This window comes from Sphingobium sp. CR28 (genome assembly GCF_052327305.1).
GTDB lineage: Bacteria > Pseudomonadota > Alphaproteobacteria > Sphingomonadales > Sphingomonadaceae > Sphingobium.
In genome coordinates this window covers 1,780,359-1,801,688 of record NZ_CP182486.1, presented here as the reverse complement: position 1 = coordinate 1,801,688, position 21,330 = coordinate 1,780,359, and the positions used below count along the sequence as shown (strand labels likewise).

The 21,330-nt window shown below is 63.4% G+C and carries 21 protein-coding genes; 10 read left to right on the top strand and 11 right to left on the bottom strand.

The features are described 5' to 3' along the window. Window positions 1-6: 6 nt before the first annotated feature. Genes ACNAOH_RS08660 through ACNAOH_RS08635 form a run of 6 tightly spaced genes read left to right on the top strand, consistent with a single transcriptional unit; the run spans window position 7 to window position 5,590 of the window. Entirely contained in the window at window positions 7-624 is a 618-nt protein-coding gene (locus ACNAOH_RS08660; RefSeq protein WP_443969792.1) for a 16S rRNA (guanine(527)-N(7))-methyltransferase RsmG, read from the top strand. Beyond that, window positions 621-1,406, top strand: coding sequence for a ParA family protein (locus tag ACNAOH_RS08655; RefSeq protein WP_443969791.1), 786 nt, complete (start codon window positions 621-623; stop codon window positions 1,404-1,406). The genes ACNAOH_RS08660 and ACNAOH_RS08655 overlap by 4 nt, the downstream gene beginning before the upstream one ends. Then, window positions 1,403-2,332: a ParB/RepB/Spo0J family partition protein gene (locus ACNAOH_RS08650; protein ID WP_443969790.1), complete on the top strand. Its 930-nt coding sequence runs from the start codon at window positions 1,403-1,405 to the stop codon at window positions 2,330-2,332. Before ACNAOH_RS08655 ends, ACNAOH_RS08650 begins: the two co-directional genes overlap by 4 nt. Further along, window positions 2,329-3,645, top strand: coding sequence for an APC family permease (locus ACNAOH_RS08645; protein ID WP_443972089.1), 1,317 nt, complete (start codon window positions 2,329-2,331; stop codon window positions 3,643-3,645). Before ACNAOH_RS08650 ends, ACNAOH_RS08645 begins: the two co-directional genes overlap by 4 nt. Window positions 3,646-3,680: 35 nt before the next feature. After that, window positions 3,681-4,682, top strand: a complete 1,002-nt coding sequence (locus tag ACNAOH_RS08640) for a threonine aldolase family protein (RefSeq protein WP_443972088.1) — start codon at window positions 3,681-3,683, stop codon at window positions 4,680-4,682. Next, a complete protein-coding gene (locus ACNAOH_RS08635; RefSeq protein WP_443969789.1) occupies window positions 4,679-5,590 on the top strand; it encodes a DMT family transporter in 912 nt (303 codons plus the stop codon). Before ACNAOH_RS08640 ends, ACNAOH_RS08635 begins: the two co-directional genes overlap by 4 nt. Here ACNAOH_RS08635 and ACNAOH_RS08630 read toward each other — a convergent pair. Continuing rightward, window positions 5,559-6,371 (bottom strand): SDR family NAD(P)-dependent oxidoreductase, encoded by an 813-nt coding sequence (locus tag ACNAOH_RS08630; protein ID WP_443969788.1) that lies wholly within the window; start codon window positions 6,369-6,371, stop codon window positions 5,559-5,561. The two genes, ACNAOH_RS08635 and ACNAOH_RS08630, sit on opposite strands and share 32 nt — an antisense overlap. Window positions 6,372-6,476: 105 nt before the next feature. Between ACNAOH_RS08630 and pepN the strand changes: the two genes are divergently transcribed. Beyond that, window positions 6,477-9,083, top strand: a complete 2,607-nt coding sequence (pepN, locus tag ACNAOH_RS08625) for an aminopeptidase N (RefSeq protein ID WP_443969787.1) — start codon at window positions 6,477-6,479, stop codon at window positions 9,081-9,083. Between the two features lie 17 nt (window positions 9,084-9,100). Here pepN and ACNAOH_RS08620 read toward each other — a convergent pair whose 3' ends face one another. The 4 genes from ACNAOH_RS08620 to ACNAOH_RS08605 all read right to left on the bottom strand — a co-directional run bounded on the left by ACNAOH_RS08620 (window position 9,101) and on the right by ACNAOH_RS08605 (window position 12,717). Continuing rightward, entirely contained in the window at window positions 9,101-9,718 is a 618-nt protein-coding gene (locus tag ACNAOH_RS08620; RefSeq protein WP_443969786.1) for an ABC-type transport auxiliary lipoprotein family protein, read from the bottom strand. Between the two features lie 14 nt (window positions 9,719-9,732). Next, on the bottom strand, window positions 9,733-10,695 hold the full coding sequence (locus ACNAOH_RS08615; protein ID WP_443969785.1) for an MlaD family protein: 963 nt from the start codon (window positions 10,693-10,695) through the stop codon (window positions 9,733-9,735). A gap of 70 nt (window positions 10,696-10,765) precedes the next feature. After that, window positions 10,766-11,611 carry an ABC transporter ATP-binding protein gene (locus ACNAOH_RS08610; protein ID WP_443969784.1) on the bottom strand — a complete coding sequence of 282 codons (846 nt, stop codon included), beginning with the start codon at window positions 11,609-11,611 and terminating at the stop codon, window positions 10,766-10,768. After that, window positions 11,608-12,717 carry an MlaE family lipid ABC transporter permease subunit gene (locus ACNAOH_RS08605; protein ID WP_443969783.1) on the bottom strand — a complete coding sequence of 370 codons (1,110 nt, stop codon included), beginning with the start codon at window positions 12,715-12,717 and terminating at the stop codon, window positions 11,608-11,610. Before ACNAOH_RS08605 ends, ACNAOH_RS08610 begins: the two co-directional genes overlap by 4 nt. A gap of 92 nt (window positions 12,718-12,809) precedes the next feature. Here ACNAOH_RS08605 and ACNAOH_RS08600 point away from each other — a divergent pair, with 92 nt between their 5' ends. After that, a complete protein-coding gene (locus ACNAOH_RS08600; RefSeq protein ID WP_443969782.1) occupies window positions 12,810-13,481 on the top strand; it encodes an HAD family hydrolase in 672 nt (223 codons plus the stop codon). 45 nt (window positions 13,482-13,526) lie between these two features. Here the strand turns inward: ACNAOH_RS08600 and pgeF are convergent, their stop codons facing one another. From pgeF to lgt, 3 genes are read right to left on the bottom strand one after another with little or no spacing between them, the layout of a single operon-like run. After that, complete coding sequence (gene pgeF, locus ACNAOH_RS08595; protein WP_443972087.1) at window positions 13,527-14,288, bottom strand: peptidoglycan editing factor PgeF; 762 nt, start codon at window positions 14,286-14,288, stop codon at window positions 13,527-13,529. A gap of 29 nt (window positions 14,289-14,317) precedes the next feature. Then, window positions 14,318-15,325 carry a class I SAM-dependent methyltransferase gene (locus tag ACNAOH_RS08590; protein WP_443969781.1) on the bottom strand — a complete coding sequence of 336 codons (1,008 nt, stop codon included), beginning with the start codon at window positions 15,323-15,325 and terminating at the stop codon, window positions 14,318-14,320. Continuing rightward, window positions 15,315-16,193 carry a prolipoprotein diacylglyceryl transferase gene (gene lgt, locus ACNAOH_RS08585; RefSeq protein ID WP_443969780.1) on the bottom strand — a complete coding sequence of 293 codons (879 nt, stop codon included), beginning with the start codon at window positions 16,191-16,193 and terminating at the stop codon, window positions 15,315-15,317. The genes ACNAOH_RS08590 and lgt overlap by 11 nt, the downstream gene beginning before the upstream one ends. A gap of 77 nt (window positions 16,194-16,270) precedes the next feature. On the opposite strand from lgt, the gene ACNAOH_RS08580 reads away from it, so the two are divergent. Continuing rightward, window positions 16,271-17,953, top strand: a complete 1,683-nt coding sequence (locus ACNAOH_RS08580; protein ID WP_443972086.1) for a class I adenylate-forming enzyme family protein — start codon at window positions 16,271-16,273, stop codon at window positions 17,951-17,953. Here ACNAOH_RS08580 and ACNAOH_RS08575 read toward each other — a convergent pair. Further along, a complete protein-coding gene (locus ACNAOH_RS08575; RefSeq protein ID WP_443969779.1) occupies window positions 17,935-18,450 on the bottom strand; it encodes a sterol desaturase family protein in 516 nt (171 codons plus the stop codon). The two genes, ACNAOH_RS08580 and ACNAOH_RS08575, sit on opposite strands and share 19 nt — an antisense overlap. Window positions 18,451-18,540: 90 nt before the next feature. On the opposite strand from ACNAOH_RS08575, the gene ACNAOH_RS08570 reads away from it, so the two are divergent. After that, the gene (locus ACNAOH_RS08570; RefSeq protein WP_443972085.1) at window positions 18,541-19,203 is read left to right on the top strand and encodes a peptidylprolyl isomerase; all 663 of its coding nucleotides are present in this window, start codon (window positions 18,541-18,543) and stop codon (window positions 19,201-19,203) included. A gap of 22 nt (window positions 19,204-19,225) precedes the next feature. On the opposite strand, the gene metC is transcribed toward ACNAOH_RS08570, so the two are convergent. Continuing rightward, the gene (gene metC, locus ACNAOH_RS08565; protein ID WP_443969778.1) at window positions 19,226-20,455 is read right to left on the bottom strand and encodes a cystathionine beta-lyase; all 1,230 of its coding nucleotides are present in this window, start codon (window positions 20,453-20,455) and stop codon (window positions 19,226-19,228) included. Beyond that, entirely contained in the window at window positions 20,452-21,306 is an 855-nt protein-coding gene (locus ACNAOH_RS08560) for a sulfurtransferase (protein ID WP_443969777.1), read from the bottom strand. Before ACNAOH_RS08560 ends, metC begins: the two co-directional genes overlap by 4 nt. Window positions 21,307-21,330 lie beyond the last annotated feature (24 nt).

Sequence of the window (21,330 nt, the reverse complement as noted above, 5' to 3'; positions counted from 1 at the left end):
GAGCGCATGCGCTGGTTGGTTTCGGAAACGTTGATCGAGGCCGACAAGCAGAATCTCATTTCTGCCGGTACGCGCGACATGATCTGGGCACGTCACATCGTCGATAGCGCCCAGCTTCTGGACCATGCGTTGCCCGAGGCCACCGGGATATGGGTAGATATTGGAAGCGGTGCCGGGTTCCCGGGTCTGGTGATCGCCTGCCTGACGGACCGGCCGATCCTCCTGGTTGAGCCTCGACCTTTACGCGTTGCTCATCTGGAGCGTTGCATATCTCAATTAGGCTTAGCCCATTGCTCGGTCATTCGTTCAGGCATCGGTGACGTGCAACGATCGGACGTTTCGGTCGTCTCCGCGCGCGCATATGCCCCGCTGTCCAAGATTTTTGCCACCGCTCACCATCTTGCCGACTTATCCACAACTTGGGTCCTACCAAAGGGGCGAAATGCCAATTTGGAACTGGAAACAGCCCGCGCGGAGTGGCAAGGTGTGTTTCACGTGAAACAGAGTGTCACGGATACGGAAAGCCACATCATCGTGGCGACGCAGGTCGAGCGGCGACAAAGGCCGGCGCAATCGACACCACGTGGAAAGTACGGCCAAAAAGGACGCAGGGCGCGGGCATGATCAGCATCGCAATTGCGAACCAGAAGGGGGGCGTTGGCAAAACGACGACCGCAATCAACCTTGCAACGGCGCTGGCCGCAACGGGGCATCGAACTTTGCTGATTGATCTGGACCCGCAAGGGAATGCTTCCACGGGGCTAGGAGTGAACCAGAAGGCCCGCCAGCACCACACCAGCTACGACTTGTTGATCGGCGATCATGCCCTTGGCGACGTCGTCCTGCCGAGCATCGTGCCGGGCCTGGATATCGTGCCGGCCACTCAGGATCTGTCCGCAGCCGAGATCGAACTGATCGATATACCTGAGCGGACGCATCGACTACGACGCGCGCTGACCGGAGTCGACGGTAGCCGATGGGACGTTTGCCTTGTCGATTGCCCGCCTTCGCTCGGCCTGCTCACCGTGAATGCTATGGTGGCCGTCCATTCAGTCCTCGTGCCGCTTCAGTGTGAATTCTTCGCGCTTGAGGGGCTTTCCCAATTGCTTCAGACGGTCGAGCGCATCCGCGCCAAGTTTAATCCCTCGCTATCTATTCTGGGTGTGGCACTTACCATGTATGACCGGCGCAATCGTCTGACCGATCAGGTGGCGGACGATGTGCGCGCCTGCCTCGGTCCGCTGGTGTTTCAGACCGTTATCCCGCGTAATGTTCGACTGTCGGAGGCGCCAAGCCACGGCGTGCCCGCCCTTATCTACGATATTAAGTGCGCGGGATCGGAGGCGTATATGCAGCTTGCCCGCGAGTTGATCGGGCGACTGCCTCAGCGGGATATGGCGGCATGAGCGAGGATAATGGAGCGGGGGCGAAGGCGCCGCCGCGGCGGTCATTGGGTCGAGGACTTTCGGCTCTGTTCGAGGAAACCCGCGAATCCGTCTCGTTATCGGGTGAAAGTGCCAAACCGGATGAGACCGGTGAAAGCCGCATCCAGATCCTCGATATCGTTCGTATCGCTCCTCATCAAGATCAGCCGCGTCGGCACTTCGACGAGGCTGCACTGGCTGAGCTCGCCGACAGCATTTCAACACGTGGCATAATTCAACCCATCGTCGTGCGGCCTACGGCGAGCGGTTATCAGATTGTCGCAGGTGAACGTCGCTGGCGGGCCGCCCAAAAAGCGCAGCTTCACCGAATCCCCGCCATCGTCCGGGATTTCGACGAGGCGGAAACGCTGGAGATCGCGCTGGTCGAGAATATCCAGCGCGAGGACCTCAATCCCATTGAAGAGGCGCAGGCCTATAAGCGGTTGATCGGCCAGTTCGGCCATAGTCAGGAAGCGCTGGGGCGCCTCGTCGGCAAATCCCGCAGCCATGTCGCCAATCTCATGCGCCTGCTCGATCTCCCCTCGGCCATCCAGACCCGCATCTTTGCGGGAGAGATCAGCATGGGTCATGGTCGTGCGCTGATTGGCGTGCCGGGCGCAGAGATGATTGCCGACGAAATCGTGCGCAGGGGCCTCTCCGTGCGCGATACCGAGCGACTGGTCCGTCGTGCACGGTCGGGTGAGAATAGGTCGGAACGCCCGCAGCCTGTGCAGTCTGACAGTGAGGCGGACGTCGACATAGCTGCGTTGGAGCGCAAGGTGAGCGACATGCTCGGTCTCAAGGCGCAGATCAGCGACAAGAACGGTGCTGGCACGCTAACCCTGCATTATTCCAATCTCGGCCAGCTCGACCTCGTCATAGAACGTCTGCATGGAGACGGTTTCTGAGTAGCTTTTCAGCCGGGCGCGACGCCGGGCTGGTTCGCGCGGTTGGTGCATTTTCGTTCGCAGCAGCCATCATCAACGGTGTAATCGGGGCTGGTATCTTCTCGCTGCCGGCCGCCATGGCGGAAATGGCCGGCCATCTCGCACCGCTCGCGTTCATTCTCTGCGCGATCGCGATGGGAGCTGTGGTGCTCTGCTGCGCCGAAGCGAGCGGCCGTGTGGCAACCAGTGGTGGTTGCGCTGGCTATGCGGATGCGGCTTTCGGGCCGCTTGCGGGGTTCGTCACCGGGGTGCTCGTATGGTCGAGCGCGGTGCTGGCCTGCGGCGGGATCGCGGCGGCGTTCGTGGAAGGGCTGACGATCTGGATTCCCGCTTTCCAAGATCCGATATTGCGAGCGTCTGTCATCGTCGTTGTAATAGGGGGGATCGCCTGGCTGAACGTGGCGGGCGTCGCGCCCGCTGCCCGTGCCATCACCGTGGTCACGCTGGTCAAGCTGATACCTCTGGTCCTGCTTGTTGTTGTTGGTAGCGCCTGGCTGATAGGCGGGGATGGGGCCTCGACGTCCCATGCGCCACCAGCTGCCTTCGGGCAGGCGGTCATCCTGGCGCTCTTCGCCTTTTCCGGCATGGAGACGCCCCTCGCGGCGAGCGGCGAAGTGCGCGATCCCGCGCGAAATATCCCGCGCGCGCTCGTCCTTGCCATGAGCGGCGTGACTTTGCTCTACATCGGCATTCAGGTCGTGACCCAAGGCCTGTTGGGTGATCGCCTGCCGGGCAGTACAACACCCCTTGCGGACGCGATCGGGGTCGTCAGCGCGCCATTGGGGCTTGTTTTGCTCATCGCGGCATCATTCTCGCGCTTCGCCTGGATCGGCAGCGATATTCTCGGCGCGCCGCGTGTCCTATTCGCCTTTGCGCGGGATGGCATGCTTCCCGCAGTTCTGGCCAGCGTCCACTCCCGGCATCACACGCCGCATGTGGCCATCTGGCTCCACGCCATTATCGCGATCCTGCTGGCGATCACCGGCTCATTCGAGCAGCTCGCCATTCTTTCCGGGTTAGCGACGGCCGGCATCTACTTCATGGCCTGCGCTGCCGCCTGGTCACTGCATCGGCGTGGCGTAACCGGGCTGGGTGATGCCCCACGCTATCGGTTGCTGCCCTTCGCTGCTGCCCTCGCTATTGGATCCATGGTCGTCATCGTCGCGCTTGGCAGGTGGCAGGACATAGCTGGGCTGGTCGGACTCGTGCTGGCGAGCTTGCTCTGGTTTCGCTTCACGCGCCGTCCGTCCCGAGCCGCTTCCATGCATGATTGACTGTCCGGTCACCGGTCGTCATCCCCTCTGTCATCATGCGCTTCTTCTCCGACAATGCCGCGCCAGTTGCACCCGCGATAATGGCCGCCATCGAGCAGGCGAATGCGCCCGATACCGCTTATGACGGCGACACGCTGAGCGGGCGCCTCGACGCCGCCTTCTCCACGTTGTTTGAGCGGGAGGTGGTGGTGCTATGGGTCTCGACCGGCACGGCGGCAAACGCGCTCGCGCTTTCGCTCCTCTGTCCGCCCTATGGCGGCGTCCTGTGCCACGAGTACGCCCATATCTTGGCGGACGAATGCGGAGCGCCCGAGTTCTACACGCACGGTGCCCGGCTGATGGGATGCACAGGGCAGGGCGGCAAGCTGGATGCCGATACGCTGGCCTCGCGGCTCGCGCGCGTTCGACCAAACATTCATCAGGTGCAGCCCCACGCCGTATCGCTGACCAACGCGACTGAATCCGGCCTGAGCTATCGGCCATCGGAGATTGCGGCGATCGGCAAATTTTGCCGGGAGAGGGGACTCGCGCTCCACATGGATGGTGCTCGCTTCGCCAATGCTGTTGCATTCAGTGGCGCATCGCCCGCCGAGCTTAGCTGGCAGGGCGGGGTGGATATTCTTTCCTTCGGCTTCACCAAGAACGGGGCGATGAACGCTGAGGCTCTGGTGCTGTTCAATCCCGCTTTGGTCGAAGAAGCGCGGCGGAGACGGAAGCGTGCTGGGCACCTGCTTTCCAAAGGACGCTTCATCGCCGCGCAGCTGCTGGCAATGCTCGAGGGAGATCGCTGGCTCGATCACGCTCGTGCGGCCAACCGCGCCGCGCAGAGACTTGCGGCGGGGGCAGAGGACAGGCTGCTCCACCCGGTTGAAGCGAATGAGGTTTTTCTTCGTGTCAGCCCGGAGGAAGCGGGACGTTTACGGGCTTCGGGATATGAGTTTTACGATTGGGGTGAGGGCGCGGTTCGCCTCGTCACCAGTTGGCATCATGGCGAGGCCGATGTCGCGCCGCTCGCGCACGCGATCGCGGCACTTTGAGCCTATCTACGGACAGGGAGTTAAAGGGCGGCACCGTCTTGCCGTTCCTGCTCGTCACTCTCATCTGGGGATCGACCTGGATCGTCATCCGCGATCAGCTGGCGGTCGTGCCGCCGAGCTGGTCGGTCTGCTACCGCTTCATCATCGCGGCAGTGGGCATGGCTGTGGTGACCCGACTGTCCGGCGCGTCGTTCGCCATTGGCTGGCGTGGATTGGCTTTCGCGGCAATGCTTGGGTTCGCTCAGTTCTGCCTGAACTTCAATTTTGTTTACCGGGCCGAGGCGCACATAACGTCGGGGCTGGTCGCGCTCGTGTTTGCTCTGCTTATGGTGCCTAACAGCCTGCTTGCATGGCTCTTTTTCGGGGAACGGGTGAGCCGGTTCTTTATTGCGGGATCGTTCGTGGCTATAGCCGGAATAGCGCTGCTTTTCGTCCACGAATACCGGGCCTCGCCAGCGAACGCCTCGGCCGTACTGGCCGGCGTGGGGTTCACGCTTTGCGCCTTGATGAGCGCCTCCTCGGCCAATGTCATGCAGGCCGCGCCCGTCGCGCGGGCCCTGCCGATGACGGCGGTGCTGAGCTGGGCGATGGCGATCGGCGCGGCGGTCGATGCAGTGTGGGCGTGGGTCACGACTGGACCGCCGCTGGTGGAGCTGCGCCTGGGTTACTGGCTTGGCACGCTCTATCTCGGTCTTGCCGGTTCGGTCGTCACCTTCCCGCTCTATTTCCGCCTGATCCAGCGGATGGGGGCGGGCCGGGCGGCCTATACCAGCATGCTGATTCCGGTGATTGCCATGGCGATCTCCACGCTGGTGGAGGGCTATCGGTGGACAGACCTGTCCATCGCGGGAGCGGTCCTGACCATGGCCGGCATGGTCATTGCCCTGCGGGCACGCCAGACGAATTGAGGCAAGCGGCGAGCCCCTCGACATAGCTTGGGTAGAGCGGCTGCCACCCCAATAATCGCTTTGCTCTTCCGTTGGCGACCCGCCGGTTCTCCGAGTAAAAAGCTTGGCTCATGGGAGACAGCGCGGCCTCTTCCAGTGAAAGAAGGGGGGGCGGCGAAATACCGAGCAGCTTGCAGGCATGTTCGATCACGGCGTTCTGCGGCGCCGGGCGGTCGTCGGCCAGATTGTAGATGCCTGCTGGTCCCGCGAAACTCGCGATCACACCGCTCGCGATATCGTCAACATGAACTCTGCTGAAGATCTGGCCGGGCAGATCGATGCGGTGAGCGCGGCCCTCACGCACGCGCTCAATGGCGCTGCGACCGGGGCCATAGATGCCGGGCAGGCGGAAGACGCGGACATCTTCGCGCAGTGCCTGCCAAGCCCGGTCTGCCTGTGCCCTTGCCGACCGCCGCCCCGCACCGATCGGTGCGGTCTCGTCCACCCAGGCGCCGCCAGTGTCACCGTAAACTCCCGTGGAGGAAAGATAGCCGATCCAGCGGGCCGGGGCAGAGCGGATCGCATCCCCGTAGCGCGCCAACACCGGGTCACTCTCTTTGTCAGGCGGCACGGATGAGAGGATGTGCGTAGCAACCGCAAGCTCCGGCAAGACGGACCGCTCATCCTCAAAATCGATGGTGCCTGCCGAGCCAGTGCCGGCTACGGACCAGCCCTCACGGATTAGGCGTGCGGAGAGGTGGCGGGCGGTATAGCCGAGGCCGAAGACGAAAAGGCGGCTCATGCATGCGCTTATGGCAAATGTCGCCAATAAGTCGAGCAGTCCGAGGGGCGCATAAAAGGACGTCGCCCGATTGTATGGACCGCCGTGCACGCCTAGGTTCCGTTCATGGCCGATATTCAAAGCACGCACGCTCCCGCCCCCAAAGTCATCCTCCGCAGCGATTATCGCCCGCCCGAGTGGCTTGTTCCACAGGTTGCGCTCGATGTGGCGCTGGATGCTCAGAAGACGCAGGTGCGCGCGACGCTGCATGTCGAGCGGAATGGGGCGCACGAACAACCACTGCGGCTGGATGGTGACGCGCTGACGCTGGTCGAGGTACGGGTGGATGGCGCTACGCTGGCGGCAGGCGACTGGACCATGGATGACGAGGGAGCGCTTGTCATTCCGTTGGTGGGCGACGCGCACGTCATCGAAACGCTGGTGGAAATCAGCCCGGCCGCGAACACCAAGCTGATGGGCCTTTATGCTTCGGGCGGGTTGCTCTGCACGCAGTGCGAAGCGGAAGGCTTTCGTCGTATCACCTTCTTCCCGGATCGGCCCGATGTGCTCTCCCGCTACGACGTGCGGATGGAGGCGGACAAGACGCTCTATCCAGTGCTGCTCGCCAATGGAGACCCCGTCGAAAAGGGTGATCTCCCTAATGGGCGCCATTGGGCGCGCTGGACCGACCCGTTCGCCAAGCCCTGCTATCTTTTCGCGATGGTGGCAGGCGACCTGGCCTGCAACGCGGACGGCTTCACGACGATGAGCGGTCGCTCGGTCGCGCTCGGTATCTGGGTGCGCGAGGAGGATCTGCCGCGTACCGATCACGCCATGAAAGCGCTGAAAGACAGCATGGCGTGGGACGAGCGCGTCTATGGTCGCGAATATGATCTCGACGTGTTCAACATTGTCGCCGTCTCGGACTTCAACTTTGGCGCGATGGAGAACAAGGGGCTCAATATCTTCAACTCGCGCTATGTCCTTGCCGATCCGGAAACCGCCACGGACATGGACTATGACGCGGTGGAAGGCGTCGTCGCCCATGAATATTTCCACAACTGGTCAGGCAATCGCATCACGTGCCGTGACTGGTTCCAGCTGTCGCTGAAGGAAGGTTTCACCGTCTATAGGGACCAGAGCTTCTCGGCCGACATGGGCTCGCCGGCGGTCAAGCGCGTCGAGGACGTGCGTGTGCTGCGCGCGGCCCAGTTTCAGGAGGACGCGGGCCCGCTGGCCCACCCCGTCCGCCCGGAAAGCTACATGGAGATCAGCAACTTCTATACCGCTACGGTCTACAACAAGGGGGCAGAGCTCATCCGTATGATGGCTCTGCTGCTTGGGCCGGAGCGCTTCCGTAGGGGTACGGATCTCTATTTCGAACGGCATGACGGGCAGGCGGTGACTTGCGAGGATTTCGTCCGCGCTATGGAGGACGGCGGCGAGATCGAACTTTCGCAGTTCCGCCTATGGTATTCGCAGGCGGGCACGCCGCGTATCTCCGTGTCGATGGACCATGACCCCGCGACCGGCACTGCGAAGTTGACGTTTCGACAGAGCGTGCCGGCTACGCCAGGACAAGCGGAGAAGGCGCCCATGGCCATTCCCCTCCGGCTGGCTCTGTTCGACCCGGAGACGCAAAGCCATTCCGGCGACGAGCTTGTGGTTTTGACCGCCCCCGAGACCGTAGTTGAACGAAAAGGCTTCTCCACGCCGCCGATTCTCTCGATCAATCGAGGATTTTCCGCCCCAGTGATCGTCGAGATGGACCGCACCCATCAAGACCTGTCTTTCCTCTCGGCCCATGATGACGATCCGTTCGGCCGATACGAGGCGATGCAGCAGCTCATGGTCAATGTGCTGCTCGGACGGATTTCCGGCGGGCCGCTGGAGAGTGCTCCGGTCATCGAAGCCGTGGCGCGAACCATTGCCGATCCGGCGCTTGATGGCGCGCTCGTCGCGGAAGCAGCTCGGCTGCCGAGCGAGGCCTATTTGGGCGACCAGATGCTGATCGTCGATCCCGATGCGATACATGGCGCACGAGACGACTTGCAGGCGGAGATCGGTTCCGCGCTGGAGAGCGAGTGGCGCGCGATTCATGCCCGGTCGGCCCGCAATGGCTTTTCTCTATCCTCCGACGCCAAGGCTGCGCGGCGTCTGCGCACGCTGTCTCTCTCCTATCTGGCCGCATCTGGTGCGAAGGATGCCTCCGAGTTGGCGCTGCAGCAGTTCGAGACGGCGGACAATATGACCGAACGACAGGGTGCGCTTGCAGTGCTCGCCAATGGCGCCAGCGAGGCGCGGGAAACCGTGCTCGCGGCTTTTCACGACCGTTATGCGGGCAACGCATTGGTCATCGACAAATGGTTCCAGACGCAGGCCTTCGCCCTTCATCCCGACACGGTGGAGATCGTCGAGGCACTGGGACGCCATCCGGACTTCACGCTCTCCAACCCCAACCGGGCGCGCTCGCTCTTCGGCGCCTTTGGCGGCAATCAGTGGGCGTTCAATCGCAAGGACGGGAAGGGCTACCGGATGCTGGCAGACACGATCATCGCGCTCGATGCGATCAATCCTCAGACCGCTGCCCGCTTCGTCACGCCGCTCGGCCGCTGGCGTCGGTTTGACGAGGTCCGAGGCGCGATGATGCGCTCGGAACTGGAGCGGATCGTCGCTGCACCCGGCGTTTCAAAGGATGTTCTGGAGCAGGCGGGGAAGAGCCTGCAGGGCTGAGGCCGGGTTCGGCCAGCTCAGCCTGGCTGTGCCTTGATCCAGTCCGCGACTTGCTCCGCGACGCTGTTGGCCGCGGCGCTGATTGCCGGCGCGACGGTCTTCGCGTCGATCTTGCCGATCGGCGCAGTGGCAGAAAAGCGCTGTTTGTTGATCGTTGCGCCGTCCGGGGCGAGCAGGTTGGCGTCGTACGTGACTACTGCTTCCTTGCGACCCGCATCGATACCGAAGGAAATGAGTTGCCCGAGCAACTGGCGGTTGGGTTCAGCGATAAACTGGCCGGGGTTCAGAACCAGCCGACCAGTCCGCACCGCAATGGTTTCGCTCAAAAGTCCTTGAAAGAGCTTGTCGGGCGTGTCGACCCAGATCGCGTCCTTCACATAGGCAAAGGCTCCGCTCGAATCGATCACGGCGACGCGAGGCGTACCGATCGACCGCGCGATGATCGGCGGCAACACGGTAATTGCGCTTCCTGACGTGCCGGTAACGACCTTGCCTGCCTCGACACTGCTCGTCGAAGTAAGGCCAAGGAGGCGGTCGGGCGGGTTGGTGCCGAAACGAACGCAACCCGCGGTCAGGAATAACGCGGTGAGCAGCGCGGTCCCGGTTGCTTTCCGCATCATGGAGTGGCGCGTCATCAGCCTTGCTTCCTTCATGGCTTGTAGTTGGGCAGGCGGGGTGATCCGATCAGCGAGCCGGCACCCTGCTGGTCGACCTTCTCCGCAACGGACTGCAAGGCGTGGCTCATCGTGCGCAGATCCCGAATGAGCAGCCCCACTTCCGGCATCGTCTGACGCGAGAAGGTACGGATACCCGGCTGGGCCTCCTTGAGGCTCGCGTCGAGGCTTTCCATGCTGCCTTGCGCGGACTGGATGGTCTTTCGCAGATCGGCGATAAGTGGCTTGCCTTCGCTCGTGACCAGCGCGTTGGTGGTGTTCGCGGCCTGAGCCAGCGCGTCGGCTGCCTGCGCGGCGCTGGCCAGTGTTGCGCGGGCCTGAATGATCGTTTCGGCCAGCTGCGGCCCACGCTTCGCAATGTCGCCGGAGAGCTTGTCGACATTGGCGAGAATGCCGGCCAGATGCTTCTGGTTGTCGTCATCGAGCAATTCGGTCAGGCGCTCTGTCAGCGTTGTCAGGCGCTGGAGAAGCTGCGGCGCGCTACTGAGCAGTTCGCCCAGCGCGCCCGGCTTCGTTGGAATGACCGGCGCGCCAGCCGGGCAAACCGCTTCCGGATTGGTTTCCGGGCACGCGATCTCGGGAGCACCTTTTACACCGCCGTCGAGCTGGATTTCGGATACGCCCGTGAACCCGACACCCTGAATGGTTGCGGTGGTTCCCTGAAAGATGGGCGTCTTTGCGTCGATAGCGATGCGGACGCGCACGAAATCCGGATCGCGCGGCCAAAGCTCAATGGATTGCACCTGTCCGGCTGGCACGCCGGAATAGGACACGCTGGACCCCTTCGAAAGACCGCTGACTGAGGTCTTGAAAAAGATATCGTAGTCCTTCTTGCCGCGATCACCGATGCGGGAAAACCAGAAAGCCGCGCCGACAACCGCTGCCAGCATCAGCAGCACGACTGCTCCCACGAGAATTTGGTTCGACTTGGTTTCCATCAGTTCCCGCCGCTTCCTGTGGCGCTTATGGCTTTCAGCCAGCGCCAAGTCCATGTTTCGCCATGCGTGCTCACGCCGCAGTTTCCTGCCGCTTTGATCCCGCCATGGCCAACCGTCCGCGAGGACCGTTGAAATATTCCTGAATCCAGGGATGATCGGTCTTGAGCAACTCCTCGATTGTGCCCACCGCGATCACCTTTTTATCGGCGATCACCGCGACCCGGTCGCAGATGGCGTGAAGCGTATCGAGGTCATGCGTGATGAGGAAGACAGTCAGGCCCAGCGTCTGCTGCAGCTCGAGCGTCTGCTCATCGAACGCGGCGGCGCCGATCGGATCGAGGCCGGCAGTCGGCTCATCGAGAAAGAGCAGGTCAGGGTCCAGCGCGAGAGCGCGAGCTAGGCCAGCGCGCTTCTTCATGCCGCCCGAAAGCTCGGATGGAAATTTCGGTCCCGCATTTCCGGGGAGACCAGTCATCTGAATCTTATAGCCTGCGATTTCCTCGCGCAGGGTCTGTGACATGCGGGGATAATATTCGCGCAACGGCACCTGCACATTTTCCGAAACGGTCAATGTGGAGAATAACGCGCCACCCTGAAAGAGGATGCCCCAGCGCCGACGAATGGCGAGCTGCTCTTCTTCATCCTCTTCGCTCGACATCGACTGACCGAACACAGTGATTTCGCCCGCCGCCGGTTTTTGCAAACCGATGATGGAGCGCATCAGCACGGATTTTCCGGTGCCTGAGCCGCCCACGACACCCAGAATCTCGCCCTTGCGCACCTGCAGGTCCAGCCCGTCATGCACGACCTGTTCGCCGAAGCGATTGACCAGCCCCTGAATTTCGATGGCGTAATCGGATTGTTCCAGTGAGCGCTCGAGCGCTAGATCCGCGGCTTGTGCCGCCTCTGCGTTCATTTCCAGCCCACCCAGGTAAAGAACACAGCGAACACTGCGTCGATGACGATGACGAGGAATATGGCCTGCACCACGGCCGCCGTGGTACGCAGCCCCACTTCCTCCGCATTGCCACGTACCTGCAGACCCTGGAAGCAGCCTGACATACCAATGATGAGGCCGAAGACAGGTGCCTTGATGAGGCCGATCCAGAGATCGGTGATCGGCACCACCTCGCGCAGACGCTGGACGAAAGTGACAGGCGGAATGCCCAGCGCGACCGCGCAGAAGAATCCGCCGCCGATGATCGCGACGAGGGAAGAGTAGAAGCCAAGCAGAGGCATCATGATCACAGTGGAAATGATGCGGGGCATCACCAGCGCTTCCATCGGCGACACACCAATGGTTCGCATCGCATCCACTTCCTCGTTGAGCATCATCGTGCCGATCTGCGCGGCAAAGGCGGAGCCGGACCGGCCAGCGACCATGATCGCGGTCATCAGCACGCCAAGTTCACGGAATGTAAGCCGCCCGACCAGGTTCACGGTCAGCACTTCCATGCCGAACTGTTCGAGCTGCACCGAACCCTGCTGGGCAATGACGATGCCAATGAGAAAGCTCATAAGGCCAATGATGGCGAGGGCAGCAACGCCGACTACTTCCAATCGCTGCACGACTGCGTTGAGCCGAAGCCGGCTGGGATGGCGGAGCAGCTGGAAGAAGCTGATGACCGTGGCGCCGAGGAAATTGATGAGGCCGAGGAGCGTATGTCCAGTGGTGATCGTCGCTTCACCGATCTGGGCGAGGACCCGCTGCAGCGCCGGGACAGGGCGTGCCGCACGGTCACACGGCATGTCGTTGCGTCCCACGACATCGAGCAGACGGGCGGCTTCCTCTCCCGCGCCTTCGATCCTGGCACCGCGCTCCTGAGCAAAGCGATGAACAACCCACGCCCCAATGGTGTCGATATGGCCCACAGCGGAGAGATCGACACGAGTGATCGGTCCCTCGACCGAATCGAGCCGATCGGGCAAGGTGCCCAAACAGGCGAGAGAAAGGTTGCCGGACAGCGCGACGGCATTGCCGTCCCCCTCATTCCGTTCCTCAAGATCAGCCTGTTGCGACATAGATGGGTGCACAGTGGGGCAGATTGTCCTACTCAGCAAGTAGATAGGGCGAGCCGTAGCATCGGCCGGCCGTGAAACCGATGTGGATGGATATGACGGCACGCGTAGCAATTTACGACATGGACCGGACTGTGACGGTTCACGGCACCTACACCCCTTTCTTGCTGCGCACGTCGCTCCGGCTTGCGCCTTGGCGCCTCATCTTCGCGCCGCTCGTGCCTCTGGTGCTGATTGCCTATGTCCTGAAGCTGATCTCGCGATCGCGCTCCAAGGAACTCAATCAGGCGCTGATGCTGGGCGGGCGCGTGCCGCGCGCACGCTTGATGCCGGCGGTGGAGAATTTCGCGGATCATGTCATTTCCGACAATATTCGCGCCGGCGCGCTCGAGCAGATCGCGCGTGACAAGGCGGACGGGTATCGGCTCGTCATGGCCTCTGCCTCCTATCGTCTCTACGTGGAGCCGATCGCCCGACGGCTTGGTTTCGATGATGTGATCGCGACGGACCATATGGGGCAGGAACTCGACTATGTGCGGGCGAAGATTGCAGGAGACAACTGTTACGACGTCGCAAAGCTCCGCATGATCGAGGCGTGGATGAAAAAACAAGGTATCGAGCGGGGCGACTCCCACATCCGCGCTTATTCCGATCACGTCTCGGACGCGCCGCTTCTGGAATTCGCGGATCAGCCCACCGCCGCCAATCCACACGCACCGCTGGCGCAGCTCGCGAAAGTGCGCGGCTGGACGATCGCTCACTGGTGAGGAGTGGCCGGGGCCATCCCCCGATTGCGGCGCGTAGTTGAGCGACTATTTCCCCGCGTGGGCCAAGCCGATCACGGAAATCTGCCGGCCATAATCCGGCTCGCCGGCAAGGCACGAACGCCTGTAACTGTAGAAGCGGTCCGGCTGAGAGAGCGTATCCTCGCCCAGGCAATCGACGCGGCTGACGCCGGCCTGCGCAAGGCGGTGCGCAACATAGCCTTCGATATCGAACAGCTGATGTCCGGGACGGCCCGGTGTGAAGAAGCGCTCGTTTTCCGCAGCCTCGTCTTCGAAGCGGCGAGCGAAATCGTCGCCCACTTCGTAGGACGCGCGCCCGATGCAGGGACCGATTGCGGCAACGATCCGGCTGCGCTCGGCGCCCAGCGCCTCCATCGCCGCGATCGTCCGATCCGTGACGCCGCTAATCGCACCTTTCCAGCCGGCATGAGCCGCCCCGATCACGCCGACCGCTTCGTCGGCAAAAAGCACCGGCACGCAATCGGCTGTGAGAATGCCCAGCAGCAGGCCGGGTGTAGAAGTTGCCAGGGCGTCCGCCTGCGGCCGATTGGCCTCGTCGAAAGGGGCGGAGACGGTGACGCAATCCGGCGAATGGACCTGATGCACGCTCACCAACGCTGCGCCCGGCAAGGTCGCGGCGATCACGCGCCGGCGATTTTCAGCCAGTTCGGGACTGATTTCCGAGCTTCCCCGACGGCCCATATCGAGCGAGGCCATTGGCCCGGTGGTCACACCGCCTCGCCGGCCGAAGAAGCCATGAGCAGTGGCGGACAGTGCTGCGCTCACCAACCGCTCCGGTGCAGGGGCCTCCGAACCGCTCACGCGAAGCCTGCCGGCATGGGCCAGTCCGCGTGGCGCACGGCCAAAACCTTGAAGAGCCGACCCATCTGCGAGTCTTTGGTGAGACGGTCGCGCTGGCCAAACAGAGTGTCCGAGCGAGCGGGGTTTGCGCGAGCAAGAGCCTGAGCGCGCGCATCAATACCCAGCGCCTTGAGGAACATGCCCTGCCCGACGACAGGGCTCGTCAGCAAACCCTGTGCCCGCGCGATCATGGCCAGCATCGAGAAATCGACATGGGCCGTGAGGTCGCGGCTTCCGGGTTCAGCGAGTGGGTCGGCGAAGCGATGATTCATTACGGCCTGCAGCGTATCGCCGGTGGCCGGCCCCTCATAGCCATAATCGACGATAAGGAACGCCCCGCCCTGCCTTGCGAGGCGCGCGGCGAGCGTCGCCATGATCGTCTCGGCCGCCGGATTTTGCTCGACGATCGCGCCGAGCGGAGCATCGGCCAGCGCGACGGGAATCTCGGCCGCGCAGTCAGCCTCGCCTGCGACCAGCCTTCCATCCATCATCAGATGTTCGCGCCAGCCACGCCCTGTCCGCACGAACTGACGGATCGGCAGGGCATCGAAAAACTCGTTCGCGACGATGAGCAGCGGCCGGTCCGCAGGCAACGTGTCGATCGTGTTGTGCCATTGTGCGGCGGGCACGCGTTCCGCCTGCGCGCTCCGCAGCGTGGGGCTGGTTTCGACGAGATGTACCGGGGGCGTCAGCCCTGCGCGGGCCATAGCCCGCATTGCGTCGGCAGCCAGAGTTCCGCGTCCCGGCCCTAGTTCCACATAGGCGGTATCGGTTGGCGCGCCCGCGCGATGCCAGAGGTCGGCGGCCCAGAGGCCGACGAGTTCACCGAACATCTGGCTAATCTCTGGCGCGGTGATGAAGTCGCCCGACGCGCCGAGCGGATCGCGCGATCCATAATAAGTCGCGTTGGCCGCGCTCATGAAATCATGAAGCGAGGGCGCGGCTTCCGGTGCTTTAGCTGACACTCTTGCTGCCGGCCACGGGCTCGACGCGCGTGCGCCGTCCCTTCGACGTCACGACCAGATAGAGGCCGCCTACCAGCAGCGGGATAGTGAGCCATTGGCCCATATGAAGCCCTGTGCGCTCGGCGAACTCCATAAGCTGCTGATCCGCTTCGCGATAATATTCGACGAAGAAACGGGCCGCGCCGTAGCCGATCGCCGCGATTCCGAACAGCTTGCCGGGGTGGTAGCGCGCATCCGTCCGCCAGAAGAACCATGCGAGGATGGCGAAAAGCAGCGGACCTTCGAGCGCCGCCTCATAAAGCTGGCTCGGGTGACGGGGCAGCGCGCCCCCATCCGGAAAGACGATGGCCCAAGGCACATCGGTCACCTTGCCCCAAAGTTCGCCGTTCACGAAGTTTGCGAGCCGGCCGAAGAACAGGCCAAAGGGCACGACGCAGGCGACATAGTCGCACACCCGCAGGAAAGAGAGATGTTCTTTCCGTGTCATCCACCAAATGGCGATGAGCACACCGATCGTGCCGCCGTGAAGTGACATTCCGCCTTGCCATAGCTTGAGGATATCGAGCGGATTTGCGAGGATCGAGGGCTGGTAGAAGATAATATAGCCCAGTCGCCCGCCGATGATGATGCCGAGCGTGGCATAGAAGATCATGTCGTCCGCGTGCCGTCGTGCCATGGGAGCGCCAGGCTCGCGCAGAAGGCGGGTGAGATACCAGTATCCGATGAGGATGCCGGCCAGATAGGCCAGGCTGTACCACTTTATCGTGAAGAAGCCGAGGTCGAGCGCCACGGGATCAAGCCCGAGGTCCGTGAACTGGATGGGCTGAACGGCGGCACTGGCGGCAGCGGCGAAGTGAACGAAACTCAAAGGCTTTCCCCCAGGGATTTTCGCCTGCATAGTTGAAGACGAAAGCCAGACCAAGGCCGGAGAGGAGGATCGTGAACATGGTTCACCCGCTCGATGCGGCAATCGATCGTCACAGGCAGGCATTGATTGCTCCCGATGCGCCCTTTGCGCTGGGTAGCGCGACACTAAGCGGCGCAACTTATCCCGCGTTTCTGAGGGCACCGCCCGACCTGCCGGGTCTCTTCGCCTTTGCCGCCGGTACATATGGCGACACCACCTTCCTCGTCGATGGCGAGGATCGACTGAGCTTCGCACAGGCTTACACGCGTGCGGGGCAGGTCGCGGCAGGTCTAATCGCGAGGCATGGCGTGGCGCCGGGCGATTATGTCGCGCTGGCCGCCCGCAACGGCGCCGGGTGGGTGATCGCCTATATGGGGATCATGATGGCGGGCGGGGTGGCCTGCCTCGTCAATGCCTTCTGGACCGGACCAGAAATGGCCCGGGCGATCCGCGACGCTGATTGCCGCCTCGTCATTGCGGACGCGCGGCGCGCGCAGGCGCTGAGCGGAGATCTGCCGGAGCTGCCGATTGTGCCGCTCGACCTTGATGGGCCGATCGAGAGCGCGCTGGCGGCGTTCGATAGGGGGAAGGGGGCTGACCAGGTGCTGCCGACCCTGGGGCCGGATGCTCATGCAACAATCCTCTTCACCTCCGGCTCGACAGGCACGTGCAAGGGAGCCATTTCCACGCATCGGGCCAAGGTGCAGGCGGCGATGAGTTTCGCCAGCGCTATGGCGGCTTTCGCAGGCGTCCTCGCCGAGGAAGGGCGGCCGCCCATGCCGCCCGCTTCGCTGCTCAACCTGCCGCTGTTCCACGTGACCGCGGAAGTGGCGCTGTTGCTCACCAGCTTTGTCGCTGGCCGCAAGCTGGTGCTCATGCCCCGCTGGGATGTGGAGGAAGCGATGCGGCTGATCGCGGCAGAGCGCGTCACTTATTTTATCGGCGTGCCGCTGATGGGTGACGAGATCGTGACCCACCCTCGGCGGGATGACTATGATCTCTCCTCGCTCACAGACATTGCAGCGGGCGGCGCGCCCCGACCGCCCGAGCATGTGCCGCGTATCTCCGCCGGCCTCCCCACCGCCGCGCCGGTGCTTGGCTATGGCCTCACCGAGACCAATGCCGTGGGCTGCAACATTGCGCGAGCGTCTTATGCCGAGCGACCAGCAAGCACCGGGCTACCTACGAGTCCGATCGTCGACGTCGCGATCTTCGGAGCCGACGGGACTGTTCTGCCGGCGGGGAATGTCGGCGAGATCGGCATCCGCTCGATCGCCAATATCTCAGGCTATTGCAATCAACCCGAAGAGAGCGCGGCGCTCTTTACCCCCTCGGGCCATGCGCTGACCGGCGACATCGGCTATCAAGACGAGGCGGGCTATCTCTTCATCGTCGACCGTAAGAAGGACATCATCATTCGGGGCGGCGAGAATATCGCCTGCGCGGAGGTCGAAGCGGCCCTCTACGGGGTTGCAGATGTGCTGGAGTGCAGCGTCTTCGGCGTGCCCGATGAGCGACTGGGCGAGGTTCCCGTCGCGGCGGTGCGCTTACGAGACGGCTCCGTGCTGGACGAGGCGGCGCTCGGTTCGCTCGTCGCTCCTGGACTGGCACCGTTCAAGCGCCCCATCGCTATCGCCATCTCCGTTGCCCCCCTCCCGCGCCTCGGCACGGAGAAAATCGACAAAAGGGCCGTGCGCGAAGCCTATCTCGCCGGTGGCTGATCCGGACCCGTCGGCGCGCGGATGCCGGCACGCAGACCCGCGAGCTGGCGCTTGAGCGTTTCCGGGGCGGGCGCAACGAGGAAGCCGAAGCTGACATTGCCTTCCCGCGTCTCCACGACATGGTGCAGCCTGTGCGCCTGCACGATGCGCTTCATGTAGCGGCCACGCGGTACATAACGATGGGCCACGCGCTGGTGGACGATGATGTCGTGAAAGCCGAGATAAATGGCTCCATAGGCCGCGATGCCGGCGCCCACCGCCGTCGCCCAATCGCCCCAGCCCAGCTGCACGCCGCCGAGCAGGAGCAGAATGGAAGGTGCCGCGAAGATCAGGAAATAGAGGTCGTTTGCCTCGAAGAAGCCGGTTCGGGGACGATGATGGCTGGCATGGAGCACCCACCCCGGTCCGTGCATCACCCAGCGATGCATCACATAGGCGAAGCCTTCCATGCCGGCGAGCGTGACGAGGAAAAGGGCGATGAGCGCGAGCGCGTGCATGGCGCGCCTATAAACCCGTGCATCGCCGATGGCGAGGGTGCAAGCACGAGGCTTCAATGCGCGCGCGTGCTGCGCTATCGTCGGCGCATGATGATCCGCACACTTCTAGCTGCCGCGCTCGCCTTCACGCCGGTTCCCCTTGCTGCTCAGACCGCGCCTGCACCCGAGGGCGGGCCGCCGCCTGCCCCAGCGCCAGCCGGGCCTCCGGTTCAGCCGGCTTACAAGACGGTGCCCGTGACGCTCGTGACGAGTGCCGGCACGATTACGCTGGCGCTGGAGGTTGAGCGCGCGCCGATCACCGCCGGCAATTTCCTGCGCTATGTCGATCAGAAGCGGCTGGACGGCACGGTCTTCTATCGCGGCTTCACCTTCCCGGAGCGGCCGGATATCGGCCTTATTCAAGGGGGCACCCAGCATGACCCTAAACGGGTGCTGAAAGGCATCGCTCATGAGCCGACCAGCAAGACTGGCCTTACTCATGATGACGGCGCCATCTCCATGGCGCGGGGCGCGCCCGGATCGGCCAATGGCGATTTTTTCATCATCATCGGCGAGATGAAGGGCCTGGATGCAGACCCGAAGGCGACGGGCGACAATCAGGGCTTCGCTGTCTTCGGCCATGTCACCAGCGGCATGGATGTCGTGAAGGCCATAGCGACCGGCCCCAAAAGCCCGACCGCGGGCGTGGGCGCGATGAAGGGTCAGATGCTCGCCCCGACCGTGAAGATTGTGACCGCACGGCGGGGGAGCTGACTTCAGTCGGGGACATGGGGCCTCAGCCTCCCATCGCCCTCCGCCACGCCGCCAATCCTCGCTCCAGATCGGAGATGAGATCGACTGGTTCTTCGAGGCCGATGTTCAGGCGCACGAGATGGCCGGGCGCGGCAAAATCCGTGGCACTACGGTAGCGGCCCGGGTCCACAGGGAGAGCAAGGCTCTCGTAGCCGCCCCAGCTGTAGCCGATGCCGAACAGGGCGAGGGAATCCACCAGCGCGGCTCTCGCGTCGTCGGCTGCAGCTGTGCGACCGCCCTTGAGCGCAAAGGAGAAGAGGCCGCTCGGCCCTTTGAAGTCGCGTGCAAAGCATATGTGCCCGACGGACGTCGGCAGCGCGGGATGATAGACGGCTGCGACCTCGTCCTGCGCGGCGAGCCACTGTGCAACGGCCAATGCGCTTTCGCCGTGGCGCTTCAGTCGCATGTCGAGCGTGCGGAGACCGCGTAGCGCCAGCCATGCGTCGTCCGGGCTGACGATCTGGCCGAGACCAAAAGCGCGGTCGCGGATCGCTGGCCAATGCGCGGCGTTCGCGCTGACCGATCCCATCATCACGTCGCTGTGGCCAACAATATATTTCGTGCAGGCGAGGATCGAGATATCGACGCCGAGGCCCATTGCCGGGAGCAGCAGCGGCGTCGCCCAGGTATTGTCGATCAACGTGATGATGCCGCGCCGTCTGGCTACAGCGACAATAGCCGGGACGTCCTGTACCTCGAAAGTCAGGCTGCCGGGGCTTTCCATGAAGATCGCACGCGTGCGCTCCGTGCAGAGCGCCTCGATTCCGTCGCCGATCAGCGGATCGTAGAAGATCGTCTCGACGCCAAAGTCGCTGAGCAACCCGTGGCACATCGCGCGGCTCGGATCATAAGCGGTGTCCACCATGAGAAGCTGGTCGCCGGGCCTGAGCACCGCGAGCAGGGCTCCAGCGATCGCCGCGACGCCGGAAGGGTAGAGCATTGTGCCTGCAGCTTCCGGCTCCAGCCCATTGATTGCCTCAGCCAGCGCCCAGCTCGTGGGTGTGCCCTTGCGGCCATAGAAGAGGCGCTGATGCGTGTCCTTTGTCGCGGCGCGCAAATGCGCGACATTCTCGTAAAGGATGGTCGATGCGCGCCACACGGGCGGATTGACGATGCCGCCGGGCTGATCGGGCATGCCGGTCCACTCAGTTCGGCGGCCGGCGCGGGCGAGGCGGGTCGCGGCGCCGAGATCCTTCCCCGTGTCGTCCTTCATGCCGGCCCCGTCACTTTGGCGGTATCCGGTTCCGCGCCCCATTCGGACCAGCTTCCGTCATAGAGGGTGGTCGCATCATTGCCGAGCAAATGGGCGCCGAAGAGCAGCCCGGCAGCGGTGATGCCCGATCCGCAAGTGAGCACCATCGGCGCATGCGGATCGACCCCGGCCGCCTGAAATGCGGTGGCGATGCGCTCAGGCGATTTCCACTTCCCCGTCTCATCCAGCAACTGACCATAAGGCAGGTTCTTTGCGCCCGGCATATGTCCGGGCGCAACGCCGGGCCGGGGGTCCGTCTCCGCGCCGGTGAAGCGGGGCGCTCCCCGCGCGTCGACGATCTGGGTTGTGCCCTCCGCCACCACTGTCTTCATGGCCGGCAGGAAGCGGATCATCGCGTCGTCGCGAGTCGTAAAGCCCGTCGCTTCCGGCGCAATCGGATGAGGCGCGCCGACGCCGACCTCCAGATCACGACCCGACGCTTTCCACGCGCGGAGTCCGCCGTCGAGGATCGCGACATCGCGCGCACCAAACAGCCGCATCAGCCACCAGGCTCGCGCTGACGTTGCATGGGGCGAATTGTCATAGAGGATGATCCGACTCTCCCGCGTCACGCCTAGCTGGGCCATGCGGTCGGCGAAGATTGCCACGTCCGGTACGGTCGATGGCAGTGGATCGTCGGGATCGCAGAGCGTTGCGAGATCGAGAAACAGCGCGCCGGGTATATGGCCCGCGCGATACTCGGCCTGCGCGTCACGCTCCGGATTGAAAGGCAGGTAGGTCGCGTCGAGGAGGTGCAAGGCGGGGTCGCCGAGTTGCCCTGCCAGCATGTCCACAGTGATGAGATCGCTCATGCGTCAGTGGATAGGCGCTCGCCC